A 20,699-nucleotide genomic window follows, 5' to 3' on the forward strand; every position below is an offset into this window, starting at 1 on the left:
CGCTCACGCCCCGCCGCGCAGGATGGAGTTCCCCTCGTGGGTGGCGTCGGTCCCCGCGACGTCGAGGTCGAGCCGGCCGCTGAGCCCGTAGAACGCGACGGGGTTGCGCCACAGGACCCGGTCGACGTCGTCCTCCGTGAAGCCTGCCTTCAGCATCGCTTCGGCGACCGTGCGGGTCTTGAGGGGGTCGCTCCTGCCCCAGTCGGCGGCCGAGTTGACGAGGACCCGCTCGGGTCCGTACTCGGTGAGGATCGCGACCATCCGCTCCTCGTCCATCTTGGTGTCGGGATAGACGGAGAACCCGAGCCAGCAGCCCGCGTCCTTGGCCTCCTTCACCGTGGTCTCGTTGAGGTGGTCGATCAGGACCCGGTCGAGCGGCAGGTCCGACTCGCGTACGACGTCCAGGGTGCGGCGCAGTCCGGCGAGCTTGTCGCGGTGCGGGGTGTGCACGAGCGCGGGGAGTTCGTGGTCGGCGGCGAGCTGGAGCTGGGCGGCGAGCGCGGTGTCCTCGGCGGGGGTCATGGAGTCGTAGCCGATCTCGCCGACGGCGACGACGTTGTCCTTGACGAGATAGCGGGGCAGCGCGTCGAGCACGGGGGTGCAGCGCGGGTCGTTCGCCTCCTTGGGGTTGAGGGCGAGCGTGCAGTGGTGGGCGATCCCGTACTGCGCGGCGCGGAAGGGCTCCCAGCCGAGGAGTGCGTCGAAGTAGTCGAAGAACGAGGCGGGCGAGGTGCGGGGCTGGCCGAGCCAGAAGGACGGTTCGACGATCGCCCGGACGCCCGCGGCGTACATGGCCTCGTAGTCGTCGGTGGTGCGCGACGTCATGTGGATATGTGGGTCGAAGATGCGCATCAGGACTCCTCGGCCTTGTGGGGAGGCGGCGGCGTGGTCAGGGCCAGTACGCGGTGCAGGTCGTCGGGGACCGGACGGCCCGCTGCGGTGCGCTCGTTCGCGTAGTCGCCGAGCATGCGGGCGAGTTCGGCGTCGCCGCGGGCGCGCTCGGCGAGCTCGGCGACGGCGGACACCGGCACGCCGGTGAACAGGCACTTCAGGACGGCGTGCCGCCAGTGGTGCGCGGTGAGGTGCTCGGCGGCGTAGGGGCCGACGGCCGCGGCGACGAGCCGGGTGTCGTTCGTGCGCAGCGCGTCCTCGACGAGAGGCAGCGCCTCGGGTCCCGCGACGAGGTGGGGAAGGGCCGCGAGGACGGCGCGGCGTTCGGCGGCGGCGCCCTGCTCGTAGAGGCGGGTGAGGGTGGCGGTGTCGGCGCGGGCCGCGTGCAGGAGGACGATGCGGGCGTCGTCGGCGTGCTCGGATCCGCAGCGGCGCCCGGCTTCGGCGAACCGCACCTCCCATGTGGCGTCCGCCTGTTGCCTGCCCCCGTCATCCGCGGCGGCCTCCGCCGCGGCCTGGTCGAGCCACGTGCGGGCCGTCTCGCCGAGGCAGGCGTCGGTGCGGGCGCGGAGGGCCGCGATGCCGGGGGGCCGGCCGGTCATGGGGTGCCTCCTTCGGCGGCGGCGCGCAGGAACCGCAGCGATTCCTCGGCGAGTTGGGGTCCCGCGTGGGAGTGGCGGGGAAGTTCCACGACCGTCAGTCCCTGGTAGCCCGTGGCGTCGAGGGCTTCGAGCACCGGCGGGAAGTCGATCTCGCCGTCGCCGAACGGGAGGTGTTCGTGGACGCCCCGTCGCATGTCCTCGATCTGTACGTGCTTCAGCCAGGGAGCGGCCTCGCGCACGCACTCGGCGGGCGACAGCGGCTCCAGGCACTGGCAGTGGCCGATGTCCAGGGTGAGGCCGAGCGCTTCGGGACCGCCGAACTCCTCGCGGAGGTAGTGGAAGTCGGCGAGTGTGGCCAGGAGGTGGCCGGGCTCGGGCTCGATGGCCAGCGGGACACCGGCGGCGGAGGCCGCGTCGAGGACGGGGGCGAGCGCGTCGGCGAGCCGCTTCCACGCGGTGCCGTCGTCCGTGCCGTCCGGGGTGATGCCGCTGAAGCAGTGCACGGCGTGGGCGCCGAGGTCGGCGGCGACCTGCACGGCCCTGATGAGCAGCCGGGTGCGGGCGGACCTCGCGTCCGGGTCGGGGTCGAGGAGCGAGGGACCGTGCTTGCGGCGGGGGTCGAGGACGTAGCGGGCGCCCGTCTCGACGGTGACGCTCAGTCCGTGCCGGTCGAGGACGCGGGCCACCTGCCGGGTGCGGGTGGGCAGGTCGGGGACCAGGGGGTCCAGATGCATGTGGTCGAGGGTGAGGCCGACACCGTCGTAGCCCAGGTCGGCGAGGACCGCGAGGGCGTCCTCCAGGCGGAGGTCGGTCAGGCCGTTCGTGCCGTATCCCCAGCGGATGGTCATGTGACGCTCACCTTCGGTGCGATGCGCTGCGCGAGGGGCGCGAGGGCGGCGGTGATCAGGGCGGTCCTGGGGGCGCCGGCTCTGGCCGCGAGGGCGGCCTGGAGGGGGATCATGGCGCGGATGCCGCCGCCCACCGCCCGCTGGGTCAGGGGCGGCGAGGGGTTGAGCGCGGCGTGGAAGTAGGGGCGGGCCGCGGTGGCCGCGTACGCGGCGGCCAGAGCGGCGGCGGTGGTCCCCGACAGGCCGGGGGCGGCTGCTACCCGCCGGCCTGCCGGGAGTCGTGGGGCGCGCCCGGTGATCCGGGTCAGCGCGAGGGTCGCGGCGAGCGCGCCGAGGGGGGCTTTGACGTCGCCGCCCTGCGTCTCGTTGCGGGACACAGCGGTGACGGCGAGGGTGTGGGCGGCCAGCGTCGTGGCCGCGGGCACCGCCGCGCGATGCAGACGGCCCGAGGCCGCCGCCGCTCCCAGCAGCACGTCGAGCCCTCTCGCCGCCGCCATCGCCACGGGTCCCGCCGGTGTCCTCTTCAGGCCCAGGTCGTACGCCCATACCGTTGCCGCGAGCGCGCCCGCGGCCAGCGCGGCGGGTCGGCCCGCCCGGGTCGCGAGGGCCAGACCCGCGGCGGTGAGGCCGCCCGCTGCCGCGAGGGCCGCTGCGGGGCGGATTCGCCCTGACGGCAGCGGGCGGTGCGGGCGGTCCACGGCGTCCTCGGCGCGGTCCGCCCAGTCGTTGAGGGCCATCCCCGCCTCGTAGAGGCACAGGGACGACCCGATGGCGAGGAAGGTGCCCCGGCCGGGGCGCAGGCCCACCGCGGACGCGCCCGCGAGCGCGTCGCCGGGGACCGTGAACAGGGCGGGCAGACGCAGGAGTTCGGCCCAGGCCCGCAGGTGCTGCGCGCGGCCGGTCACCGCAGGCTTCCCGCGAAACCGACCAGGGTCGCGTACTGCTCGGCGAGCGCGGGGGACGCGTCGCCGTCGGGGTCCTTGAAGTAGAAGCCGAGTTCGGGCAGGGGCCCCTCGACACCCTTCTCGCGGGCGCGCAGGAGAAGCCGGGCCAGGTCGAGGACGAGGGGGGCGGCGAGCGCCGAGTCGCACCCCTGCCAGATCGTCTGGAGGATCATGCGGGAGCCGAGGAACCCGTCGAAGGCGATGTGGTCCCAGGCCGTCTTCCAGTCGCCGAGCGCGGGCACGTCGTCGATGTGGACCTCGCCCTCGGGCGCGGCGCCGAGCGCGTCGGCGAGGACGCGCTCCTTGCCCGCGTTCTTCGCCGCGGCGGCTCCGGGGTCGGCGAGCGCGGCGCCGTCGCCGCCGCCGAGAAGGTTCGTGCCGGACCAGGCCCGCACGGACAGGGAGCGCTGGAGGAACATCGGCGCGAGAACGGACCGCAGGAGGGTCTGGCCGGTCTTGCCGTCGCGCCCGGCGTGGGGCAGGCCGCTGGTGGCGGCGAGATCGGCGAGCGCGGGGTGGCGCAGGCCGGTGGAGGGGGTGAAGTTGACGTACGGGCAGCCGGCGCGCAGGGCGGCCGCGGCGTACAGGGAGCTGGCGGGCAGCCGGCTGCTGTCGGGGGCGGGTTCCGTGGACGCCACGTTCACGACGACGGCGCCGGCGAGGCCGCCGCGGTCGACGAAGTCACGGATGTCGGCGGCGAAGCCGGCGATGAGTTCGTCGTCGGAGCGGGAGTCTCCCGGCTGGGGGCCCCCCGGACGTATCTCCCGGTCGGCGGCGGCGAGTTCGGCACCGACCGCGGCCGGCAGGCCGTGCGGCAGGACGCCTCCGGCGGCGAGGTGTTCGGCGCGTTTGGGCAGCGGACAGTCGACCGTGTCGTGCCCGCCGAAGACGAGCGACGACAACGTTGGCAGACCGGTGCCCGCGAAGGGTTCGGTCTCGGTGACCATGCCGGTCGGGGGGTGCAGACCCGCGCCGACGGCGGCGCAGCCCGCGACCGCGGTCGTGGCGACGGAGCCACGGGCCCCGATGAGCCAGACTCCGAAGCGGGCGGTGGGGGACGTGGGTTCGGCGGACATGGGCAGCCTCCTTGTCGTACGCGAACCTGGAGCCGGAGTTGCGGTGGTGGTGCGGGACGGCGGGCGGGGGTCCGGCGTCCCCCGCCCGCCGTCGTCTAGTGGCCGGACCCGGCGCCCGGCTTCGCGGGCAGGTCCTTGACCCGGATGTCACGGAAGGACACCTGGTCGTCGTTGCCGTGGTTCTGGATCCCGACGTACCCGTCGCGCAGGCTCCGGGCGGGGTCGGTGTTGGTGAAGTCGTTGACCTTCACGCCGTTGAGCCAGATCCGCAGGTGTTCGCCCTCGACCCGGATCTCGTACGTGTTCCACTCCCCCGGTGGGTTCAGCGCGCGGTCGCGCTTCTTCACGTCGGCGGACTGGAAGCTGTAGACGGACCCGGTGGTGCGGTCGGGTGCGTCGGTCGCGTCGATCTGGACCTCGTAGCCGTTGTTCACGGCCGACCAGGGGTCGTCGGACGCCGGGAAGCCCACGAAGACACCGGAGTTGTCGTCCCCGGCCATCTTCCAGTCGAGCTTCAGGGAGTACGAGCCGAGCGAGCGGCCCGCGTACCAGAGCATTCCCATGCCGCCGGCCGAGGTGAGCGTGCCGTCGTCCGAGAGCTCGAAGGAGCCGGGGCCGGCCTGCTTCCAGTCCTTGAGCGACTCGGCGGTCCCGTCGAACAGGGACGTGTAGCCGCTCTCGGGCCGGCAGTCGGCCTGCGCGGCACCGCTCGCCCAGCGGATCCCGCCGAGCAGATGCTGCCGGAACGCCGGGTCGGCGTACGACTCCTTGGTGTGGCCCGCCCCGGTGTAGAAGGAGCGGCCGCCCCGGTAGTTCTGGCACCAGGAGATGGGGTGGTCGCCCGCCATGGTGCCGCCGGTGTACGAGGACTCGTCGAGCGAGGCGAGGACGTGGGCGTGCTCGCGCGGGTTGGTGCGGTAGTTGTACCACTCGTCGGTGCGGTTCCACGTCGGGGCGAGGTGGGCGGTGGCCGGGTTGCCCCGGTCCTCGACCTTGACCGTGGCGGGCTGGATCGCCGGGTGGTTCTGGAAGTAGGCGCCGGCGAGGCCGCCGTAGAACGGCCAGTCGTACTCGGTGTCGGCGGCCGCGTGGACGCCGACGTAGCCGCCGCCCTTCGCGATGTAGTGCTCGAAGGCCTTCTGCTGGTCGGCGCCGAGCACGTCACCGGTGGTGGAGAGGAAGACGACGGCGTCGTAGCGGCGCAGGTTGGCGTCGGTGAAGGCGCCGGCGTCCTCGGTGGCGTCGACGGCGAAGCCGTGGGCGGCGCCCAGGTCCTGCACGGCGGCGATCCCGTCGGGGATCGAGTCGTGGCGGAAGCCCGCGGTCTTGGAGAAGACCAGGACCCGGCCCCCCGCCCCCGCGTCCCCCGGTGAGGAGGACGCGGGAGCGGAGACACAGCCGATGAGCAGGGCGGCCGCGGAGGCCGCGAGCGCGATACGGGTGGAGGTGCGCACAGTCCTGCTCCTTCCTCAGCCGGTGGTGAAGGTGAAGTCGTCCACGTCGAAGAGGGCGTCGGTGCCCGCTCCCTTGAAGACCAGGAAGAGCGTCGTGGTCTTGGCGGGCGCCTTGCTGATGGTGCCGGTGACGTCCTTGTACGTCTCCCAGGACCCGGTGGGTTCGACCTTGGCGCTGCCGAGGAGGCGTCCGGTGGCGGAGCCGCTGCGGATCTCCAGCGTGCCGCCCTTGCCGGCGGACGCGACGCTCGCCGTGAACGACTTGACGTTGCTCAGGACGTACGGCTTGAACGAGATCCAGTCGCCGTTGTTGATGTCACCGACGGTCTTGCCGCCCTCGGCCGGGGTGTGGGCGACGATGCTGACTCCCTTGGAGTCGCCGTAGTGCTCGGCCTGACGGTGCTTCTGCTGCGTGACGTTCTGGTCGTGGGTGGTCAGCGCGGGCTGGCCGTTCGCGCCCTTGTCGGTGTACTCGGCGTCGAAGACCCCGAAGATGTTGGCGTTCGGGTCGTGCTCGCTGTCCGCGGAGGTCTTGATGGTGCCGGAGCAGCCGTTGGCCGAGGTGATCGGGTGGCCATGGCTGTCGTGGCCGAGGATGTGCGTGACCTTGACCTTGGAGCAGTCGATCGTGCCGTCCTCGGGGTCGGTGACCTTCACCTTGAAGGGCACCTCGTCACCGAAGGTGAACAGCTGTCCGTCCGCGGGGAGTTCGAGGGTCACCGTGGGCGCGGTGTTGCCGACGACGATGTGGGCGTCGGCGCTGCCGGTGCGGCCCGTCGCGTCCTTGGCGGTGACGGTCGCGGTGTACGTGCCGTTCTTCTTGTACGTGTGGCTGGGCGCGGCGCCCGTGCCGCTGGTGCCGTCGCCGAAGTTCCAGGAGTACGTCAGCGCGTCGCTGTCGGCGTCGGTCGCGGTCGAGGTGAAGCGGGCCTTCAGCGGGGCCTGGCCCGAGGTCTTGTCGACCTTGGCGTCGACGACGGGCGAGTGGCCGTCGGTGGCGTTCTCGATGCGGTAGAGGCCGGAGTTCTCGTCGCCGCCGAACCAGGACAGGCCGTAGTCCAGGACGTACAGTGCGCCGTCCGGCCCGAAGGCCATGTCCATCACCTGCGTGCCGGTCCACGGGAACGGGTTGATCGAGGTGACCTTGCCGTCGCCGTCCTGCTCGATCCGCTTGATCCACTGCCGGCCGAACTCACCGGCGAAGAAGTCGCCGTCGTAGGCCTCGGGGAACTTCACGGGCGAGGTGTTCGCCGCGTCGTAGCGGTAGACCGGGCCGCCCATCGGTGACTCGGAGCCGGTGCCGAACTCGGGCACGGAGCCGCCGTCGTAGGGGATCCAGGCCGGCTGGGCGGGCGGCAGGTCGACGAGGCCCGTGTTGTGGGGCGAGGTGTTCTTCGGCGCGGCGCAGTCGAAGGCGGCGCCGGACGTCTTGGTGGCGAAGTCGTAGTCGATGTACGCGTCGTTGTCGCCGGTGCAGTACGGCCAGCCGAAGTTGCCGGCCTTGGTGATGCGGTTGAACTCGACCTGGCCCGCGGGTCCGCGCTTCGGGTCGGCGGTGCCGGCGTCGGGTCCGTAGTCACCGACGTAGACGATGCCGGTCGGCTTGTCGACGCTGATCCGGAACGGGTTGCGGAAGCCCATCGCGTAGATCTCGGGGCGTGTTTTGGCCGTGCCCGGGGCGAAGAGGTTGCCGTCGGGTATGGAGTACGTGGCGTCGTCGTTGACCTTGATGCGCAGGACCTTGCCGCGCAGGTCGTTGGTGTTGCCCGCCGAACGCCGGGCGTCGTAGGCCGGGTTGCGGGTGGGCTGCTCGTCGATCGGCGTGTAGCCGTCGGAGGAGAAGGGGTTGGAGTCGTCGCCCGTCGACAGGTAGAGGTTGCCGTCCTTGTCGAAGTCGATGTCTCCGCCCACGTGGCAGCAGATGCCGCGCGAGGTGGGGATCTCCAGGATCTTCTTCTCGCTGGCGTTGTCGAGCGTGCCGTCCGCGTTGAGCACGAAGCGCGAGAGCTGGTTGTAGCCGTCGAAGGGCTTGAAGTCCGCGGCCGTGCCGTCGTTCGGGGCGTCGCCCGCGGGCGTGTCGAGCGGCGGCGCGTAGTAGAGGTAGATGAAGTGGTTGTCGCTGAACTTCGGGTCGACGCCGACGCCCTGCAGGCCCTCTTCGTCGTGGGAGTAGACGTCGAGCTTGCCGGCGACCTTGGTGGTGCCGTTCTCGTCGGTCAGGCGCAGGACGCCGTCGCGCGAGGTGTGCAGGACCTTGCGGTCCGGCAGGACGGCGAGCGACATGGGCTCGCCGACCTCTTCGGCGCCCTTGGCGAGGGTGACCTGCTGGAAGTCCTCCGCGGCGGCGACCGCGGCGGCGGGGGCGGGCGCCGCACCGGCGTGCGGGGCGCCGATCGCGAGTGAGGATCCGGCGAGAAGTGAGCCGGTGAGGAGTGCGAGTGCCTTGCGGAATCTCGGGCGTTTCCTGTGCACGGAGTTCCTCCGGAAAAGGGCGTGCGTACGGACGGGGGCGTGTCGCGCATGCGCTCTGCGGGTGCGTTCGGTACGCCGGGGTGCGCCGTCACCCCGGAACTGTGCATGTCCTGTACAACATTGGACCGTAGCCACGTTTGTCCGGAACGGAAAGCCCTTGCACAGCAAAGGAGTCGACTTTCTCTCCGGGCAGGACAAACGTGGCCGACGGACTGTCAGTCGGAGCCGCCGAAGGCCGCGTCGAAGGACGCCGTGGGCGGCTCGAAGTCGAAGGCCTTGAGGTGCTTGAGCGCCTCCGGGGCGCCCTGGAGCCGGTCCATCCCGGCGTCCTCCCACTCCACCGAGACGGGCCCCTCGTAGTCGATGGAGCGCAGCATCCGGAAGACGTCCTCCCAGGGCACGTCGCCGTGGCCCGCGGAGACGAAGTCCCAGCCACGGCGCGGGTCGCCCCAGGGCAGGTGCGAGCCGAGGCGGCCGTTGCGGCCGTCCAGGCGGCGCCGGGCCTCCTTGCAGTCGACGTGGTAGATCCGGTCGCGGAAGTCCCACAGGAAGCCGACCGGGTCGAGGTCCTGCCACACGAAGTGGCTGGGGTCGAAGTTCAGGCCGAAGGCGGCCCGGTGGTCGACGGCGTCGAGGGCGCGCTGCGTGGTCCAGTAGTCGTACGCGATCTCCGAGGGGTGGACCTCGTGCGCGAACAGGACGCCGTTCTCGTCGAAGACGTCGAGGATGGGGTTCCAGCGGTCGGCGAAGTCCTGGTAGCCGCGCTCGATCATCGACTCGGGCGCGGGCGGGAACATGGCGACCAGATGCCAGATGGACGAGCCGGTGAAGCCGATGACGGTGTCGACGCCGAAGGCCGCCGCGGCCCGCGCGGTGTCCTCCATCTCGGCCGCGGCCCGCCGTCGTACGCCCTCGGCCTCGCCGTCGCCCCAGATGCGGGCCGGCAGGATCGCCCGGTGGCGCTCGTCGATGATCGCGTCGCACACCGCCTGCCCCACCAGGTGGTTGGAGATCGCCCAGCACTTGAGGCCGTACTTGTCGAGCAGGGCGCGGCGCGAGTCGAGGTAGCCGGGGTCCGCGAGGGCCTTGTCGACCTCGAAGTGGTCGCCCCAGCAGGCGAGTTCGAGGCCGTCGTAGCCGAAGTCGCGGGCCAGCCTGCACACCTCTTCGAGCGGCAGGTCGGCCCACTGTCCGGTGAACAGGGTGAACTGGCGTGGCATGAGCCGTGCCTCCTCAGACCGGGATGGGGGTGTAGACGGAGTTCTTCAGCGCGCTCTCCTCCACGGCGGCGAGCACGCGCTGCACGCGCAGCCCCTCGGCGAAGGACGGTTCGGGCTGTCGCCCGGCCGCGACGGCACGGACCAGGTCGCGGGCCTGGTGCACGAAGGTGTGCTCGTAGCCGAGGCCGTGGCCCGGCGGCCACCAGGCCTCCAGGTAGGGGTGGTCGGGCTCGGTGACGAGGATGCGGCGGAAGCCGGCGGTGACTCCCGGTTCGGTGTGGTCGTGGAACGAGAGCTCGTTGAGCCGTTCCAGGTCGAAGGCCAACGAGCCCTTCTCGCCGTTGAGTTCGATGCGCAGGGCGTTCTTGCGGCCGGTGGCGAAGCGGGTCGCCTCGAAGGAGCCGAGCGCCCCGGAGGCGAAGCGGGCCGTGAAGAGCGCCGCGTCGTCCACCGTCACGGGCCCGCGCCCGCTCCCGCCGCCGCCCGCCGCGAGCCCGGCCGACGCCCCCTCCAGGACCGGCCGTTCCCGTACGAACGTCTCGGTGAGCGCGGAGACCCCGACGAGGGGCTCCCCCGCGAGGTACTGCGCGAGGTCGACGGCGTGCGCGCCGAGGTCGCCGAGGGCGCCCGAGCCCGCGTACTCCTTCTTCAGCCGCCAGGTGAGCGGGAAGTCGGGGTCGACGAGCCAGTCCTGGAGGTAGGAGACGCGGACGTGGCGCAGGGCGCCGAGGCGGCCCTCCTCGACCATGCGGCGGGCGAGCGCGGTGGCGGGGACGCGCCGGTAGTTGAAGCCGGTCATCGCCAACTGACCGCGTCCACGGGCCCGTTCGGCCGCCTCCACCATCGCCTCGGCCTCGTCCACCGTGTTGGCGAGCGGCTTCTCGCACAGCACGTGCTTACCCGCCTCCAGGGCCGCGACGGCGATCTCCGCATGGCTGTCGCCCGGGGTGCAGATGTCGACGACGTCGACGTCGTCCCGCGCGATCAGCGCCCGCCAGTCCGTCTCGGCCGCGGCCCAGCCGAGCCGGTCCGCCGCGGCCCGGACGGCCTGCCCGTCCCGGCCGCAGACGGCCGCGAGGACCGGTCGCAGCGGCAGGTCGAAGACGCGGCCCACGGTGCGCCAGCCCTGGGAGTGGGCGGCGCCCATGAAGGCGTAGCCGACCATGCCGACACCCAGGGGGCGCGGTCCGTCCCCGGGCTCCTGAGTCGTGCCCATGCAGTAGTCCTCCTCGTCGACGCCGGTCCCGCGAGATGCTCTGTGGGGGCATCCATCACTTGAAGCCGGTCGGCATGTACTGGGCGACGTTGTCCTTGTCGACGACGGCCGAGAAGAGCGTCACGTGGGCCGGGATCTCGAACTCGGCCATGCCGCTGACGCCCTTGCCCTGGCCGAGGGCGCGCGCGAGGTCGATCGCGGAGGCGGCCATGGTCGGCGGGTAGAGGACCGTCGCCTTGAGAACGCTGTTGCCGGCCTCGATGGCCTGCATGGCGGAGAGCGCTCCGGCTCCGCCGACCATCAGGAAGTCGTCGCGGCCCGCCTGCTTGATGGCGCGCAGGGCGCCGACACCCTGGTCGTCGTCGTGGTTCCACACGGCGTCGAAGTTCTTCTGCGCCTGGAGGAGCTGCGACATCTTCGACTGGCCCGACTCGACGGTGAACTCGGCGGCCTGGCGGGCCACCTTCTTGATGTTCGGGTAGTTCTTCAGGGCGTCGTCGAAGCCCTGGGTGCGCTGCTTGGTGAGCTCCAGGTTGTCGAGGCCCGCGAGCTCGACGACCTTGGCGTTCTTCTTGTCCTTGAGCTGCTCGCCGATGTAGTTGCCGGCGCTCAGGCCCATGCCGTAGTTGTCGCCGCCGATCCAGCAGCGGTACGCCTGCGGGGTGTTGAAGATCCGGTCGAGGTTGACGACGGGGATCCCGGCGCGCATCGCCTTCAGGCCGACCTGGGTGAGGGCCTTGCCGTCGGCCGGCAGGATCACCAGGACGTCGACCTTCTTGTTGATGAGGGTCTCCACCTGCCCGATCTGCGCGGCGGTGTCGTTCGAGCCCTCGGTCGCCTCCAGAGTGACGTCCGCATACTTCTTGGCGCGTTCCGTGGCGTTGTCGTTGATCGCGTTCAGCCAGCCGTGGTCGGCCTGCGGTCCCGCGAACCCGATGGTGACGTGCTTGCCCGGCTTGTCGTCCGCGGCGGGCTTGTCGTTCGCCGCCGGCTTCGCGTCCTTGGGCTCGTTGCTCGTGCAGGCGGTGAGCAGTCCGCCCGTGGTGACGGCGGCTGCCGCCCCGAAGAGCAGTCCTCTGCGGCTGGTGGTCTCTGGCATGTCGGTGGGCCCTTCCCGGGTCAGGAACTGGTGGTGGAGGTGCGTCGCTGGACCAGGACCGCGGCGACGATGATCGCCCCCTTGGCGATCTGCTGGACGTCGCTCTGCAGATTGTTGAGCGCGAAGATGTTGGTGATCGTGGTGAAGATCAGTACGCCGAGCACGGAGCCGGTGATGGTGCCCCGGCCGCCGGTCAGCAGGGTGCCGCCGATGATCGCGGCGGCGATGGCGTCGAGTTCGTAGAGGTTGCCGTTGGTGTTCTGTCCGGAACCGGCGAGGACGATCAGGAGGAAGGCCGCGATGCCGCAGCACAGGCCCGACAGGAGGTAGAGGTAGAGGCGCTGGCGGCGTACGTCGATGCCGGCGAGCCGCGCGGCCTCGGCGTTGCCGCCGACGGCGACGGAGCGGCGGCCGAACGTCGTACGGTTCAGTACCAGCCAGCCGATGACCGTGACGGCGGCGAAGACGAGGACCAGCGGCGGGATGCCGAGGATGTAGGCGTCGCGCTCGCCGAGCTTGAGGACGCTGTCCACGGACACGGTCTGCGTCTTGCCGTCGGTGATCTGGAGGGCGAGACCGCGGCCCGACGCGAGCATCGCGAGGGTGGCGATGAAGGGGACCATGCCGCCGTACGCGATCAGCAGCCCGTTGACCAGCCCGCAGCCGACGCCCACGACGACGGCGGTGAACAGGATTCCGGCGAAGCCGTAGTCCTGTGTGGCGACGGTGGTCGCCCAGACGCTCGCGAGGGCGACGATCGCGCCGACCGACAGGTCGATGCCGCCGGAGATGATCACGAAGGTCATGCCGACGGTGACGACACCGATGACGGACGCCTGCGTGAGGATCAGCTGCACGTTGTTCGTGTCGAGGAACGAGTCGGGCTGGGTGATGCCGCCGATCAGGACCAGTGCGGCGAGCACGCCCACCAGGGAGAGGGTCCGCACGTCCGGGCGGAACCCTCTCGGGCGGGGGCCGGCGGGCGTGGTCTTCGGGGTGGCGGGCCGGGCGGGGGATGCGGGCTGGGTCATGGTGCCGGGCTCCCTTCGGGTGCGGGTCGGTTGTGGCGAGCGTGTGCGCAGTTCCCCGCGCCCCTGACGAGAGGCCTCATGCCCCCGCCAGTACCAGGTCCAGGACCCTGTGTTCGTCCAGGTCCGCCGCCGGGGACTCGTGGACCACCGCGCCCTCCCTCAGCACCAGGACCCGGTCCGCGAGGCCGAGAACCTCGGGGACCTCGCTGGAGACCATGAGGACCGCGAGGCCGTCGTCGGCGAGGCGGCGGATGACGGCGTAGAGCTCGGCACGGGCGCCGACGTCCACGCCCCGGGTCGGCTCGTCGAGGAGGAGGACACGGCAGCCGCGCAGGAGCCAGCGGGCCAGCACGGCCTTTTGCTGGTTGCCGCCGGAGAGGGTGCGCACCGGCGCGGAGGGGTTGTCGGGGCGCAGGGACAGCTCACGGGTCGCGGCCCGCGCGGCGTCGAGTTCCTTGCCGCGGTCGAGCCAGCCTCCGTACGAGAAACGGGACATGGAGGAGACCGAGACGTTGCGGGTGACGGACTCCAGCATGAGGAGGGCTTGCGCCTTGCGCTCCTCGGGGGCGAGGCCGAGTCCGGCGCGGACGGCGGCGCGGACGCTGCCGGGCCGCAACACCCGTCCGTCGACGACGACTTGTCCGGTACTGGCCTTGCGCGCGCCGTAGATCGTCTCCAGGATCTCCGAGCGTCCCGAGCCGACGAGGCCCGCGAGGCCGACGATCTCGCCGGGCCGAAGCTCCAGGTCGAGCGGCGCGAACTCGCCCTGCCGGGAGAGGTTCCTGACGGTGAGCACGGGTTCCGCGAGCACAGGTCCGGTGGGTCGCTCGGGGAACACGTACTCGACGTTGCGTCCGGTCATGAGGGCGACCACGTCGCGGGTCGGCGTCTCCCTCGCGGGCAGTCCGCCCGCGACCGCCCGGCCGTCCTTGAGGACGGTGACGCGGTCGCCGATCCGGCGGATCTCCTCCAGGCGGTGCGAGATGTAGACGACGGCGACACCGTCGGCGGTGAGGGAGTCGACGATGCGGAAGAGGTTGTCGACCTCGTCCGGGTCGAGGGCTGCCGAGGGTTCGTCCATGACGATGAGACGGACGTCGTGGGAGAGCGCGCGGGCCATGGACACGATCTGCTGCTGGGCCGCCGAGAGGTCGCCGACCAGTGTGCCCGGATCGATCTCGCCGTGCCCGAGGCGCTTGAGGAGCGCGGACGTCGTGGTGCGGGCGTCGCGTCCGCGGACCACGAATCCGGCGGAGGTCGGCTCGTGTCCGAGGTAGACGTTCTCGGCGACGGACAGCCCCTCCACCAGGTCGAGTTCCTGGTAGATGGTGGCGATGCCGAGGCGCATCGCGGCGATGGGCGACTTGAGCACCGTGTGCTCGCCGCGCCAGGTGATCGTGCCGTCGTCGGGCTGGTGGGCGCCGGCGAGGACCTTGATGAGGGTGGACTTCCCCGCGCCGTTCTGGCCGAGGAGGCAGTGCACCTCACCGGCCAGGACCTCCAGGTCCACGCCGTCGAGGGCGCGGACGCCGGGGAACGACTTGGTGATGCCGGACATGGTGAGCAGGGGTGGTTCCGGTGCCATGAGTGATCCCCTCGGCGGATGCGGGCCGGTGTCAGGGCAGGGCGGAGCTGAACGCCGTACTGGTGTGGTGATCGCGTGCGGTGTTACGCCGGACGGTGTTACGCCGGTGAGAACAGGTGGTCGCTGATCAGGCGGGCCGCGCCGATGACTCCGGCGGTGGGGCCGAGCTCGCCCAGGACGATGGGGAGGTTGCCGGTCGCCAGGGGCAGCGACTGGCGGTAGACCTGGGTACGCAGGGCGGCGAGCAGCGTGTGGCCGAGGCCGGTGACGCCACCCCCGATCACCACGAGGCCCGGATTGAAGAAACTGACGAGTGAGGCGATGACCTGCCCGGTGCGGTTGCCGCCCTCGCGGATGAGATCGAGTGCGGTGGCGTCCCCGGCGGCGGCCGCGACGGCCACGTCGGCGGCGCTGAGTTTCCCGGCCCCTTCGAGCAGGGCCGCCAGTTCGCCGGAACGGCCCTCGCGGGCGGCCTCCTCGGCGTCGCGGGCGAGTGCCGCGCCGCTGAAGTAGGCCTCCAGGCAGCCCTTGTTTCCGCAGGCGCACGGGCGTCCGTCGGGCTCGACCTGGATGTGTCCGATGTCGCCGGCGCTGCCCGTCGTGCCGCGGTAGACCTCTCCGCCGACGACGATGCCGCAGCCGATGCCCGTGCCGATCTTGACGCAGAGGAAGTCGCGCGCGGAGCGGGCGACGCCCGCGTGCTGCTCCCCCATCGCCATCAGGTTCACGTCGTTGTCGACCATGACCGGGCAGCCGAGTTCCTGGCTGAGGGCCTCGCGGACGGGGAACCCGTCCCAGCCCGGCATGATCGGCGGCGCGACCGGCACACCCTCGGGGAACCGGACGGGTCCGGGGACGCCGATGCCGGCTCCGTCGAATCCCTCCGCGAGCCCGGAGGCCCTCAACTTGGCCGCCATCGCGAGCACTTGCTCGAAGACGGCGACCGGTCCCTCACGGACGTCCAGGGGCTGGTTGATGTGCCCGAGGACCTCCAGTTCGGCGTTGGTGACGGCGACGTCGACCGAGGTCGCGCCGATGTCGACGCCGAGAAAACGCAGTTCGGGGGCGAGCCGGATGTTGTGGGAGCGGCGCCCGCCACGCGAGGCGGCGAGTCCGTCGGCCACGACGAGGCCGGTCTCCAGGAGCCGGTCCACCTCGACGGCCAGCTTCGACCGCGAGAGGTCGATCTGATCGCCCAGCTGGGCACGGGAGTTGGGTCCGCCGTCACGCAGCAGACGCAGCAGACGCGCCTGGTGCGCGTTCGCGGGTCGAGCCGTCATGCGTCTCACGTGCCCCTCACCGCCTCACCGGGCCGCCTGTCGTCCCGTCTTCGAGCTTTCGAAGGGAACGTAGCAGTGCTTGCCGGGAGTGGGAAGAAGTTGCGCAGCAATTACCCATGACTTTCTCCAGTGACAGGACAAAGGGGCGGGAGGGAGGACCCGCGTACCCTGTCGCTCGCACAACTGGTGCTCGTCACAAGGGGGTTGGAATGACGCAGGGCACGCGCGCGCCGGCGGGGCACGGCGAGGAACGGCCCACCGCGCGGGGCGAGGCTCAACCCGCCGCGGAACTGCGGGTCAGCACGCTGGAGCTCTTCTTCGACCTCGTCTTCGTCTTCACCCTGACCCAGATCACCGTGCTGCTGGCGCACGACCTGTCGTTCGCCACGGCGGGGCGGGTCGTCCTCGTCTTCGTCGTGCTGTTCTGGATGTACGGCGCCTACGCCTACCTCACCAACCAGGTGCCGCCCGACCGGCCCTCACGCCGGCTGCTGCTCATCGTCGGGATGGGCGCGTTCCTCGTGTGCGCGCTCGCCATCCCGCGCGCCTTCACCGACGGCGGCGTGGTCTTCGGCCTCGGGTTCCTGCTCGTGGTCGTGGTGCACAGCGCGCTGTACACGCGCAGCCACGGCCGTGACGTGATCTGGTACGCGGTGCCGAACGCGCTGGCCGCGCTCGCCGTGACGACGGCCGGGTTCTTCCACGGGCTCGCCGCCGACGCGTGGTGGGTGCTCGCGATCGTGCTCCAGATCGTGACGCCGTTCCTCGCCCAGATCGGCCCCCGCCGGCGGGGCGGGCGCACGACGGACGACCTCAGGGGCCAGCTCGGCGGACTGGAGCCGGGGCACTTCGTGGAGCGTCACGGCCTGCTCCTGATCATCGCGTTCGGCGAGTCCGTCATCGCGATCGGCATCGGCATCGGCGACCAGCCGCTGACGGTGGGCCTGTTCGGGGGCGCGTTCCTGGCGCTGGCGGTCGCGGTCGCGCTGTGGTGGACGTACTTCGTACGGGACGAGGGCGCGGCCGAGGAGACATTCCGGACGACGTCGCCGGCGCGGAGGTTCCGCCTCGCGATGAACGCGTACTACTACGCCTTCCTGCCGATGCTGCTCGGCGTCGCGTTCCTCGCGGCGGGCGTGAAGAAGTCGCTCGGGCACCTCGGTGAGCAGCTGCACACCGGGCCCGCGCTCGCGCTCGCGGGCGGTGTCGCGCTGTTCCTGGCCGGCGATGTCGCGTTCAGGACCGCGATGCTGCTCTCCCCGCTGGCCTTCAGGGCGGCGGCCGTGCCGGTGGTGCTCGCCGCGGCGCTGCTCGGGACGCAGGTGGCCGCCGTGGCGGAACTCCTCGCGCTCGTCGTGATCCTGGTGGCGATGCTGGCAGCGGAGGCGCGGGGCCTGTCGGGGCGTTCGGCGGGTGACGGGTCGCCCGCGGCTGGTCGCGCCCACGCGGCGTAGCCGCGTGCGCAGCGGTCCCGCGCCCCTTTCAGGGGCGCGCCCCGACCCTGATCCGCGGGCTGGGCGACCTTACGCCTGGTCGCGCCGGTGGTACGTCTCGCGGGTGTGCTCGGTGTGCGCCCGCATGACCGCCGTCGCACGTGCCTCGTCCCGCTGCGCGATCGCCGCGATCAGCTCGCGGTGCTCGATCCAGGACTGCTTGCCGCGCTGGCGGGCCACCGGCTGGTAGTACCAGCGCACGCGGCGGTCGACCTGTCCGGCGAGCTCGCCCAGGACGACGTTCCCCGCGAGTTCCATGACCTTGGCGTGGAAGGCGGCGTTCGTGGCGACGACGAGCTCGACGTCGCCGTCGGCGACGGCCTGCTCGCCCCTGGCGCACAGCTCTTCGAGAGCGGTGATCCCGGGTTTGCCGGCGTTCGCCGCGGCAAGGCGGGCCGCCTCGGCCTCCAGGAGCGTACGGACCGTGAGGAGCTGGTCCGCCTCGTCCTCGGTCGGCTCGTGCACGAAGGCGCCCTGCGCGGGACGGAGATCGACCCAGCCCTCCGTGTTGAGCCGCTGGAGCGCCTCGCGCACGGGTTGCCTCGACACCCCGAGGTGCCCGGCCAGTTCGCTCTCGACCAGGTGCTGGCCGGGCTGGAGTGCGCGGGTCGTGATCAGTTCGAGCAGCGCCTCGTAGACCCGCTCGCGCAGCGGTCCGGGGCGCTCGAGCTTGGGCACCGCCCCCTGCGGCAGTCCTGTGGACAACATCGCGGTCCCCCTCCTGTGCAACGGAGTAGCCAGTATGAATTGGCTTTCGTCTACAGTCTACCGAGCACAATGGCCAGTAGGGGCGGGAGTTGGGCTCGTCACACGCCTGAACGCCGCGAAATCACGCCTGCTCAGGGGCAGTGGACGACCTGGCCCGCGTAGGAGAGGTTGCCGCCGAATCCGAAGAGCAGCACCGGCTGGCCGCTGCGGATCTCGCCGCGCTCGACGAGCTTGGAGAAGGCGAGCGGGACGCTGGCGGCGGATGTGTTGCCCGAGTCGACGACGTCACGCGCGACGACGGCGTTCACCGCGCCGATCTTCTCGGCGAGCGGTTCGATGATCCGCAGGTTCGCCTGGTGCAGGACGACGGCGGCCAGATCCGCGGGCGTGTACCCGGCCCGCTCGCACGCCGCGCGGGCCAGCGGCGGCAGCTGCTGCGTCGCCCAGCGGTAGACGCTCTGGCCCTCCTGCGCGAAGCGCGCCGGCTCGCCCTCGATGCGCACGGCGTTGCCCATCTCGGGCACGGAACCCCACAGGACGGGCCCGATGCCCGGCTCGTCGCCGGGCGGGCAGGCCTCGACCACGACGGCGCCCGCGCCGTCGCCGACGAGGACGCAGGTCGTGCGGTCCGTCCAGTCGGTGACGGCGGACATCTTGTCGGCGCCGATCACCAGGGCGCGCGTCGCGGCGCCCGCCCGCAGGGCGTGGTCGGCGGTGGCGAGCGCGTGCGTGAAGCCCGCGCACACCACGTTGACGTCGAGCGCGGCCGGCGAGGGCACCCCGATGCGGTGCGCGACGCGTGCGGCCATGTTCGGCGAGCGGTCGACGGCGGTGGAGGTGGCGACCACGACGAGGTCGATGTCGGCGGGGGTCAGCCCCGCCGCCGCGAGGGCCTTCGCCGCGGCGTGCGCGGCCAGCTCGTCGACCGGCTCGTCGGGACCCGCGACATGACGGGTGCGGATGCCCACGCGGCTGCGGATCCATGCGTCGTCGGTGTCCACCATGGCCGCCAGGTCCTCGTTGGTGAGGACCTTGGCGGGCTGGTAGTGGCCTACGGCGGTGATGCGCGAACCGGTCATGGGTGGTCCCCCTCGTGTTCGAGATGCGGATCCACCAGTCTGGTGAGCGACTCACCGGTACGAGGGCACGTAAAGCGACAGGATTGGGGCGCCCCGGTTGGAGGGTGCCCCACATCACCCTGCGGCGTTTGGGGTCCGCCCCGGCCTACCCCGTGAAGAGCTGCCTCGCCTTCTGGACGAGTTCGTACAGGCCGTACACGAGCGGCACCCCGACCCACAGCCAGGCGAACAGGGTGAGCACGCGGCGGCTAGGCGGACTGACGGCGCTCTGCGGCTGCGTCATCGGCGGCCTCCCTCGGGGCGGGGACGTGGTGGCGGGCATGGACGGGACGGATCAGTTCATTGGCGACGAACCCGACGACGAGCAGGCCGATCATGATCGTGAAGGACACGCCGTAGAGGTCCTGGCCGTGCTTGCCGGCCCCTTCCTGGCTGTCGGCGACCCAGTTGACGATCAGCGGGCCGAGCACTCCGGCGGTGGACCACGCGGTGAGCAGCCGGCCGTGGATCGCGCCGACCTGGTAGGTGCCGAAGAGGTCCTTGAGGTACGCGGGGACGGTGGCGAAGCCGCCGCCGTAGAAGGAGAGGATCACCAGCGCGCAGCCGATGAACAGGGGCTTGGAGGAGTCGCCGAAGCGGGCAATCAGCAGGTACATGACGGCGCCCACGCCCAGGTAGAGGCGGTAGACGTTCTTGCGTCCGACCAGGTCGGAGGCGGAGGACCAGCCGATGCGGCCCGCCATGTTCGCCGCCGACAGGAGCGCGACGAAGCCCGCGGCCGCGGAGACGCTGACGGGGGTGCCGCTGTCCTTGAAGAAGTCCGTGATCATCGGTGCGGCCTTCTCCAGGATGCCGATGCCCGCCGTCACGTTCATGCAGAGCACGAGCCACAGGCACCAGAACTGGGGGGTGCGCACGGCACTGCGGGCCGAGACCTGCACCCCTTCGAGCGGTGCGGGCACCCCGGGCCTGGGCGCCCCCTCGGTACGGGGCACCCGTACGAGCAGCACCCCGAGCGACATGAACACGGCGTACGCGAGTCCGTGCACGAGGAAGGCGAGGGCGATGCCCGAGGAGTCGGCGCCGAAGGACTCCAGCATCTGCGCGGACCACGGCGAGGCGATCAGCGCGCCGCCGCCGAAGCCCATGATCGCGATGCCGGTGGCCATGCCGGGCCGGTCGGGGAACCACTTGATCAGGGTCGACACGGGCGAGATGTAGCCGATGCCGAGCCCGATCCCGCCGACGAAGCCGTAGCCGAAGACGATCAGCCAGAACTGCCCGGTGGCGGCGCCGAGGGCGGAGAGCAGGAAGCCGGAGGAGAAGCAGACGAGGGCGACGGTCATCGCCCAGCGCGGGCCGTTGCGCTCGACGAGCGTGCCGCCGAAGGCCGCGGAGAGGCCGAGCATCACGATGCCGAGCTGGAAGGGAAGGGCGCTCTCGGTGCCGCTGAGGTGCATGGCGGACTCGAGCGGGGGCTTGAAGACGCTCCAGGCGTAGGCCTGGCCGATGGAGAGATGGACGGACAGAGCGGCGGGCGGAACGAGCCAGCGGCTCCAGCCGGTTGGCGCGACGGGGGGCCTCATGATCCCGAACGTTAGGGAGCCGTAGGGGAGTTGGGAAGAGCACACACCGGAATCCGTACACGGTATGCGATGCGCCACCTCTTGTCGGCCCATCTTCCATACTGTAGACAATATT

General features: G+C 71.5%; 18 protein-coding genes. 1 reads left to right on the forward strand and 17 read right to left on the reverse strand.

What is annotated here, in order from left to right; translation table 11 throughout:
• Nucleotides 1-3: 3 nt before the first annotated feature.
• The 13 genes from ACFC96_RS01275 to ACFC96_RS01335 form a co-directional block, all read right to left on the reverse strand.
• A complete protein-coding gene (locus ACFC96_RS01275; RefSeq protein WP_376251579.1) occupies nucleotides 4-852 on the reverse strand; it encodes a TatD family hydrolase in 849 nt (282 codons plus the stop codon).
• Entirely contained in the window at nucleotides 852-1,493 is a 642-nt protein-coding gene (locus ACFC96_RS01280; RefSeq protein WP_376251578.1) for an EboA domain-containing protein, read from the reverse strand. Before ACFC96_RS01280 ends, ACFC96_RS01275 begins: the two co-directional genes overlap by 1 nt.
• Nucleotides 1,490-2,341 carry a sugar phosphate isomerase/epimerase family protein gene (locus ACFC96_RS01285; protein ID WP_376251576.1) on the reverse strand — a complete coding sequence of 284 codons (852 nt, stop codon included), beginning with the start codon at nucleotides 2,339-2,341 and terminating at the stop codon, nucleotides 1,490-1,492. The genes ACFC96_RS01280 and ACFC96_RS01285 overlap by 4 nt, the downstream gene beginning before the upstream one ends.
• Entirely contained in the window at nucleotides 2,338-3,246 is a 909-nt protein-coding gene (locus ACFC96_RS01290) for an SCO3242 family prenyltransferase (RefSeq protein WP_376609480.1), read from the reverse strand. Before ACFC96_RS01290 ends, ACFC96_RS01285 begins: the two co-directional genes overlap by 4 nt.
• Nucleotides 3,243-4,361, reverse strand: coding sequence for an inositol-3-phosphate synthase (locus tag ACFC96_RS01295; RefSeq protein WP_376609482.1), 1,119 nt, complete (start codon nucleotides 4,359-4,361; stop codon nucleotides 3,243-3,245). The genes ACFC96_RS01290 and ACFC96_RS01295 overlap by 4 nt, the downstream gene beginning before the upstream one ends.
• 95 nt (nucleotides 4,362-4,456) lie before the next feature.
• Nucleotides 4,457-5,815 carry a ThuA domain-containing protein gene (locus tag ACFC96_RS01300; RefSeq protein ID WP_376251571.1) on the reverse strand — a complete coding sequence of 453 codons (1,359 nt, stop codon included), beginning with the start codon at nucleotides 5,813-5,815 and terminating at the stop codon, nucleotides 4,457-4,459.
• Between the two features lie 15 nt (nucleotides 5,816-5,830).
• Entirely contained in the window at nucleotides 5,831-8,287 is a 2,457-nt protein-coding gene (locus ACFC96_RS01305; RefSeq protein ID WP_376609484.1) for a PQQ-dependent sugar dehydrogenase, read from the reverse strand.
• 215 nt (nucleotides 8,288-8,502) lie between these two features.
• On the reverse strand, nucleotides 8,503-9,507 hold the full coding sequence (locus ACFC96_RS01310; protein WP_116507835.1) for a sugar phosphate isomerase/epimerase: 1,005 nt from the start codon (nucleotides 9,505-9,507) through the stop codon (nucleotides 8,503-8,505).
• A gap of 13 nt (nucleotides 9,508-9,520) precedes the next feature.
• Nucleotides 9,521-10,723 (reverse strand): Gfo/Idh/MocA family protein, encoded by a 1,203-nt coding sequence (locus ACFC96_RS01315; RefSeq protein WP_376609486.1) that lies wholly within the window; start codon nucleotides 10,721-10,723, stop codon nucleotides 9,521-9,523.
• A 55-nt stretch (nucleotides 10,724-10,778) separates the two neighbouring features.
• Nucleotides 10,779-11,822: a substrate-binding domain-containing protein gene (locus ACFC96_RS01320; protein ID WP_376251566.1), complete on the reverse strand. Its 1,044-nt coding sequence runs from the start codon at nucleotides 11,820-11,822 to the stop codon at nucleotides 10,779-10,781.
• A 20-nt stretch (nucleotides 11,823-11,842) separates the two neighbouring features.
• Complete coding sequence (locus tag ACFC96_RS01325) at nucleotides 11,843-12,853, reverse strand: ABC transporter permease (protein WP_376251564.1); 1,011 nt, start codon at nucleotides 12,851-12,853, stop codon at nucleotides 11,843-11,845.
• A 76-nt stretch (nucleotides 12,854-12,929) separates the two neighbouring features.
• Nucleotides 12,930-14,438, reverse strand: a complete 1,509-nt coding sequence (locus ACFC96_RS01330) for a sugar ABC transporter ATP-binding protein (protein WP_376609488.1) — start codon at nucleotides 14,436-14,438, stop codon at nucleotides 12,930-12,932.
• Between the two features lie 98 nt (nucleotides 14,439-14,536).
• A complete protein-coding gene (locus tag ACFC96_RS01335) occupies nucleotides 14,537-15,718 on the reverse strand; it encodes an ROK family protein (protein ID WP_376251561.1) in 1,182 nt (393 codons plus the stop codon).
• A 209-nt stretch (nucleotides 15,719-15,927) separates the two neighbouring features.
• Between ACFC96_RS01335 and ACFC96_RS01340 the strand changes: the two genes are divergently transcribed.
• The gene (locus ACFC96_RS01340; protein ID WP_376609490.1) at nucleotides 15,928-17,172 is read left to right on the forward strand and encodes a low temperature requirement protein A; all 1,245 of its coding nucleotides are present in this window, start codon (nucleotides 15,928-15,930) and stop codon (nucleotides 17,170-17,172) included.
• A 69-nt stretch (nucleotides 17,173-17,241) separates the two neighbouring features.
• Here ACFC96_RS01340 and ACFC96_RS01345 read toward each other — a convergent pair whose 3' ends face one another.
• The 4 genes from ACFC96_RS01345 to ACFC96_RS01360 form a co-directional block, all read right to left on the reverse strand.
• On the reverse strand, nucleotides 17,242-17,919 hold the full coding sequence (locus tag ACFC96_RS01345; RefSeq protein WP_376251557.1) for a GntR family transcriptional regulator: 678 nt from the start codon (nucleotides 17,917-17,919) through the stop codon (nucleotides 17,242-17,244).
• A 131-nt stretch (nucleotides 17,920-18,050) separates the two neighbouring features.
• Entirely contained in the window at nucleotides 18,051-18,998 is a 948-nt protein-coding gene (locus tag ACFC96_RS01350; protein ID WP_376251556.1) for a beta-ketoacyl-ACP synthase III, read from the reverse strand.
• A 145-nt stretch (nucleotides 18,999-19,143) separates the two neighbouring features.
• Nucleotides 19,144-19,281 (reverse strand): hypothetical protein, encoded by a 138-nt coding sequence (locus ACFC96_RS01355; protein WP_376251554.1) that lies wholly within the window; start codon nucleotides 19,279-19,281, stop codon nucleotides 19,144-19,146.
• The gene (locus tag ACFC96_RS01360; RefSeq protein ID WP_376609492.1) at nucleotides 19,247-20,584 is read right to left on the reverse strand and encodes an OFA family MFS transporter; all 1,338 of its coding nucleotides are present in this window, start codon (nucleotides 20,582-20,584) and stop codon (nucleotides 19,247-19,249) included. Before ACFC96_RS01360 ends, ACFC96_RS01355 begins: the two co-directional genes overlap by 35 nt.
• Nucleotides 20,585-20,699 lie beyond the last annotated feature (115 nt).

Origin of the sequence: Streptomyces sp. NPDC055955 (assembly GCF_042270245.1) — a bacterium.
Classification (GTDB): domain Bacteria; phylum Actinomycetota; class Actinomycetes; order Streptomycetales; family Streptomycetaceae; genus Streptomyces.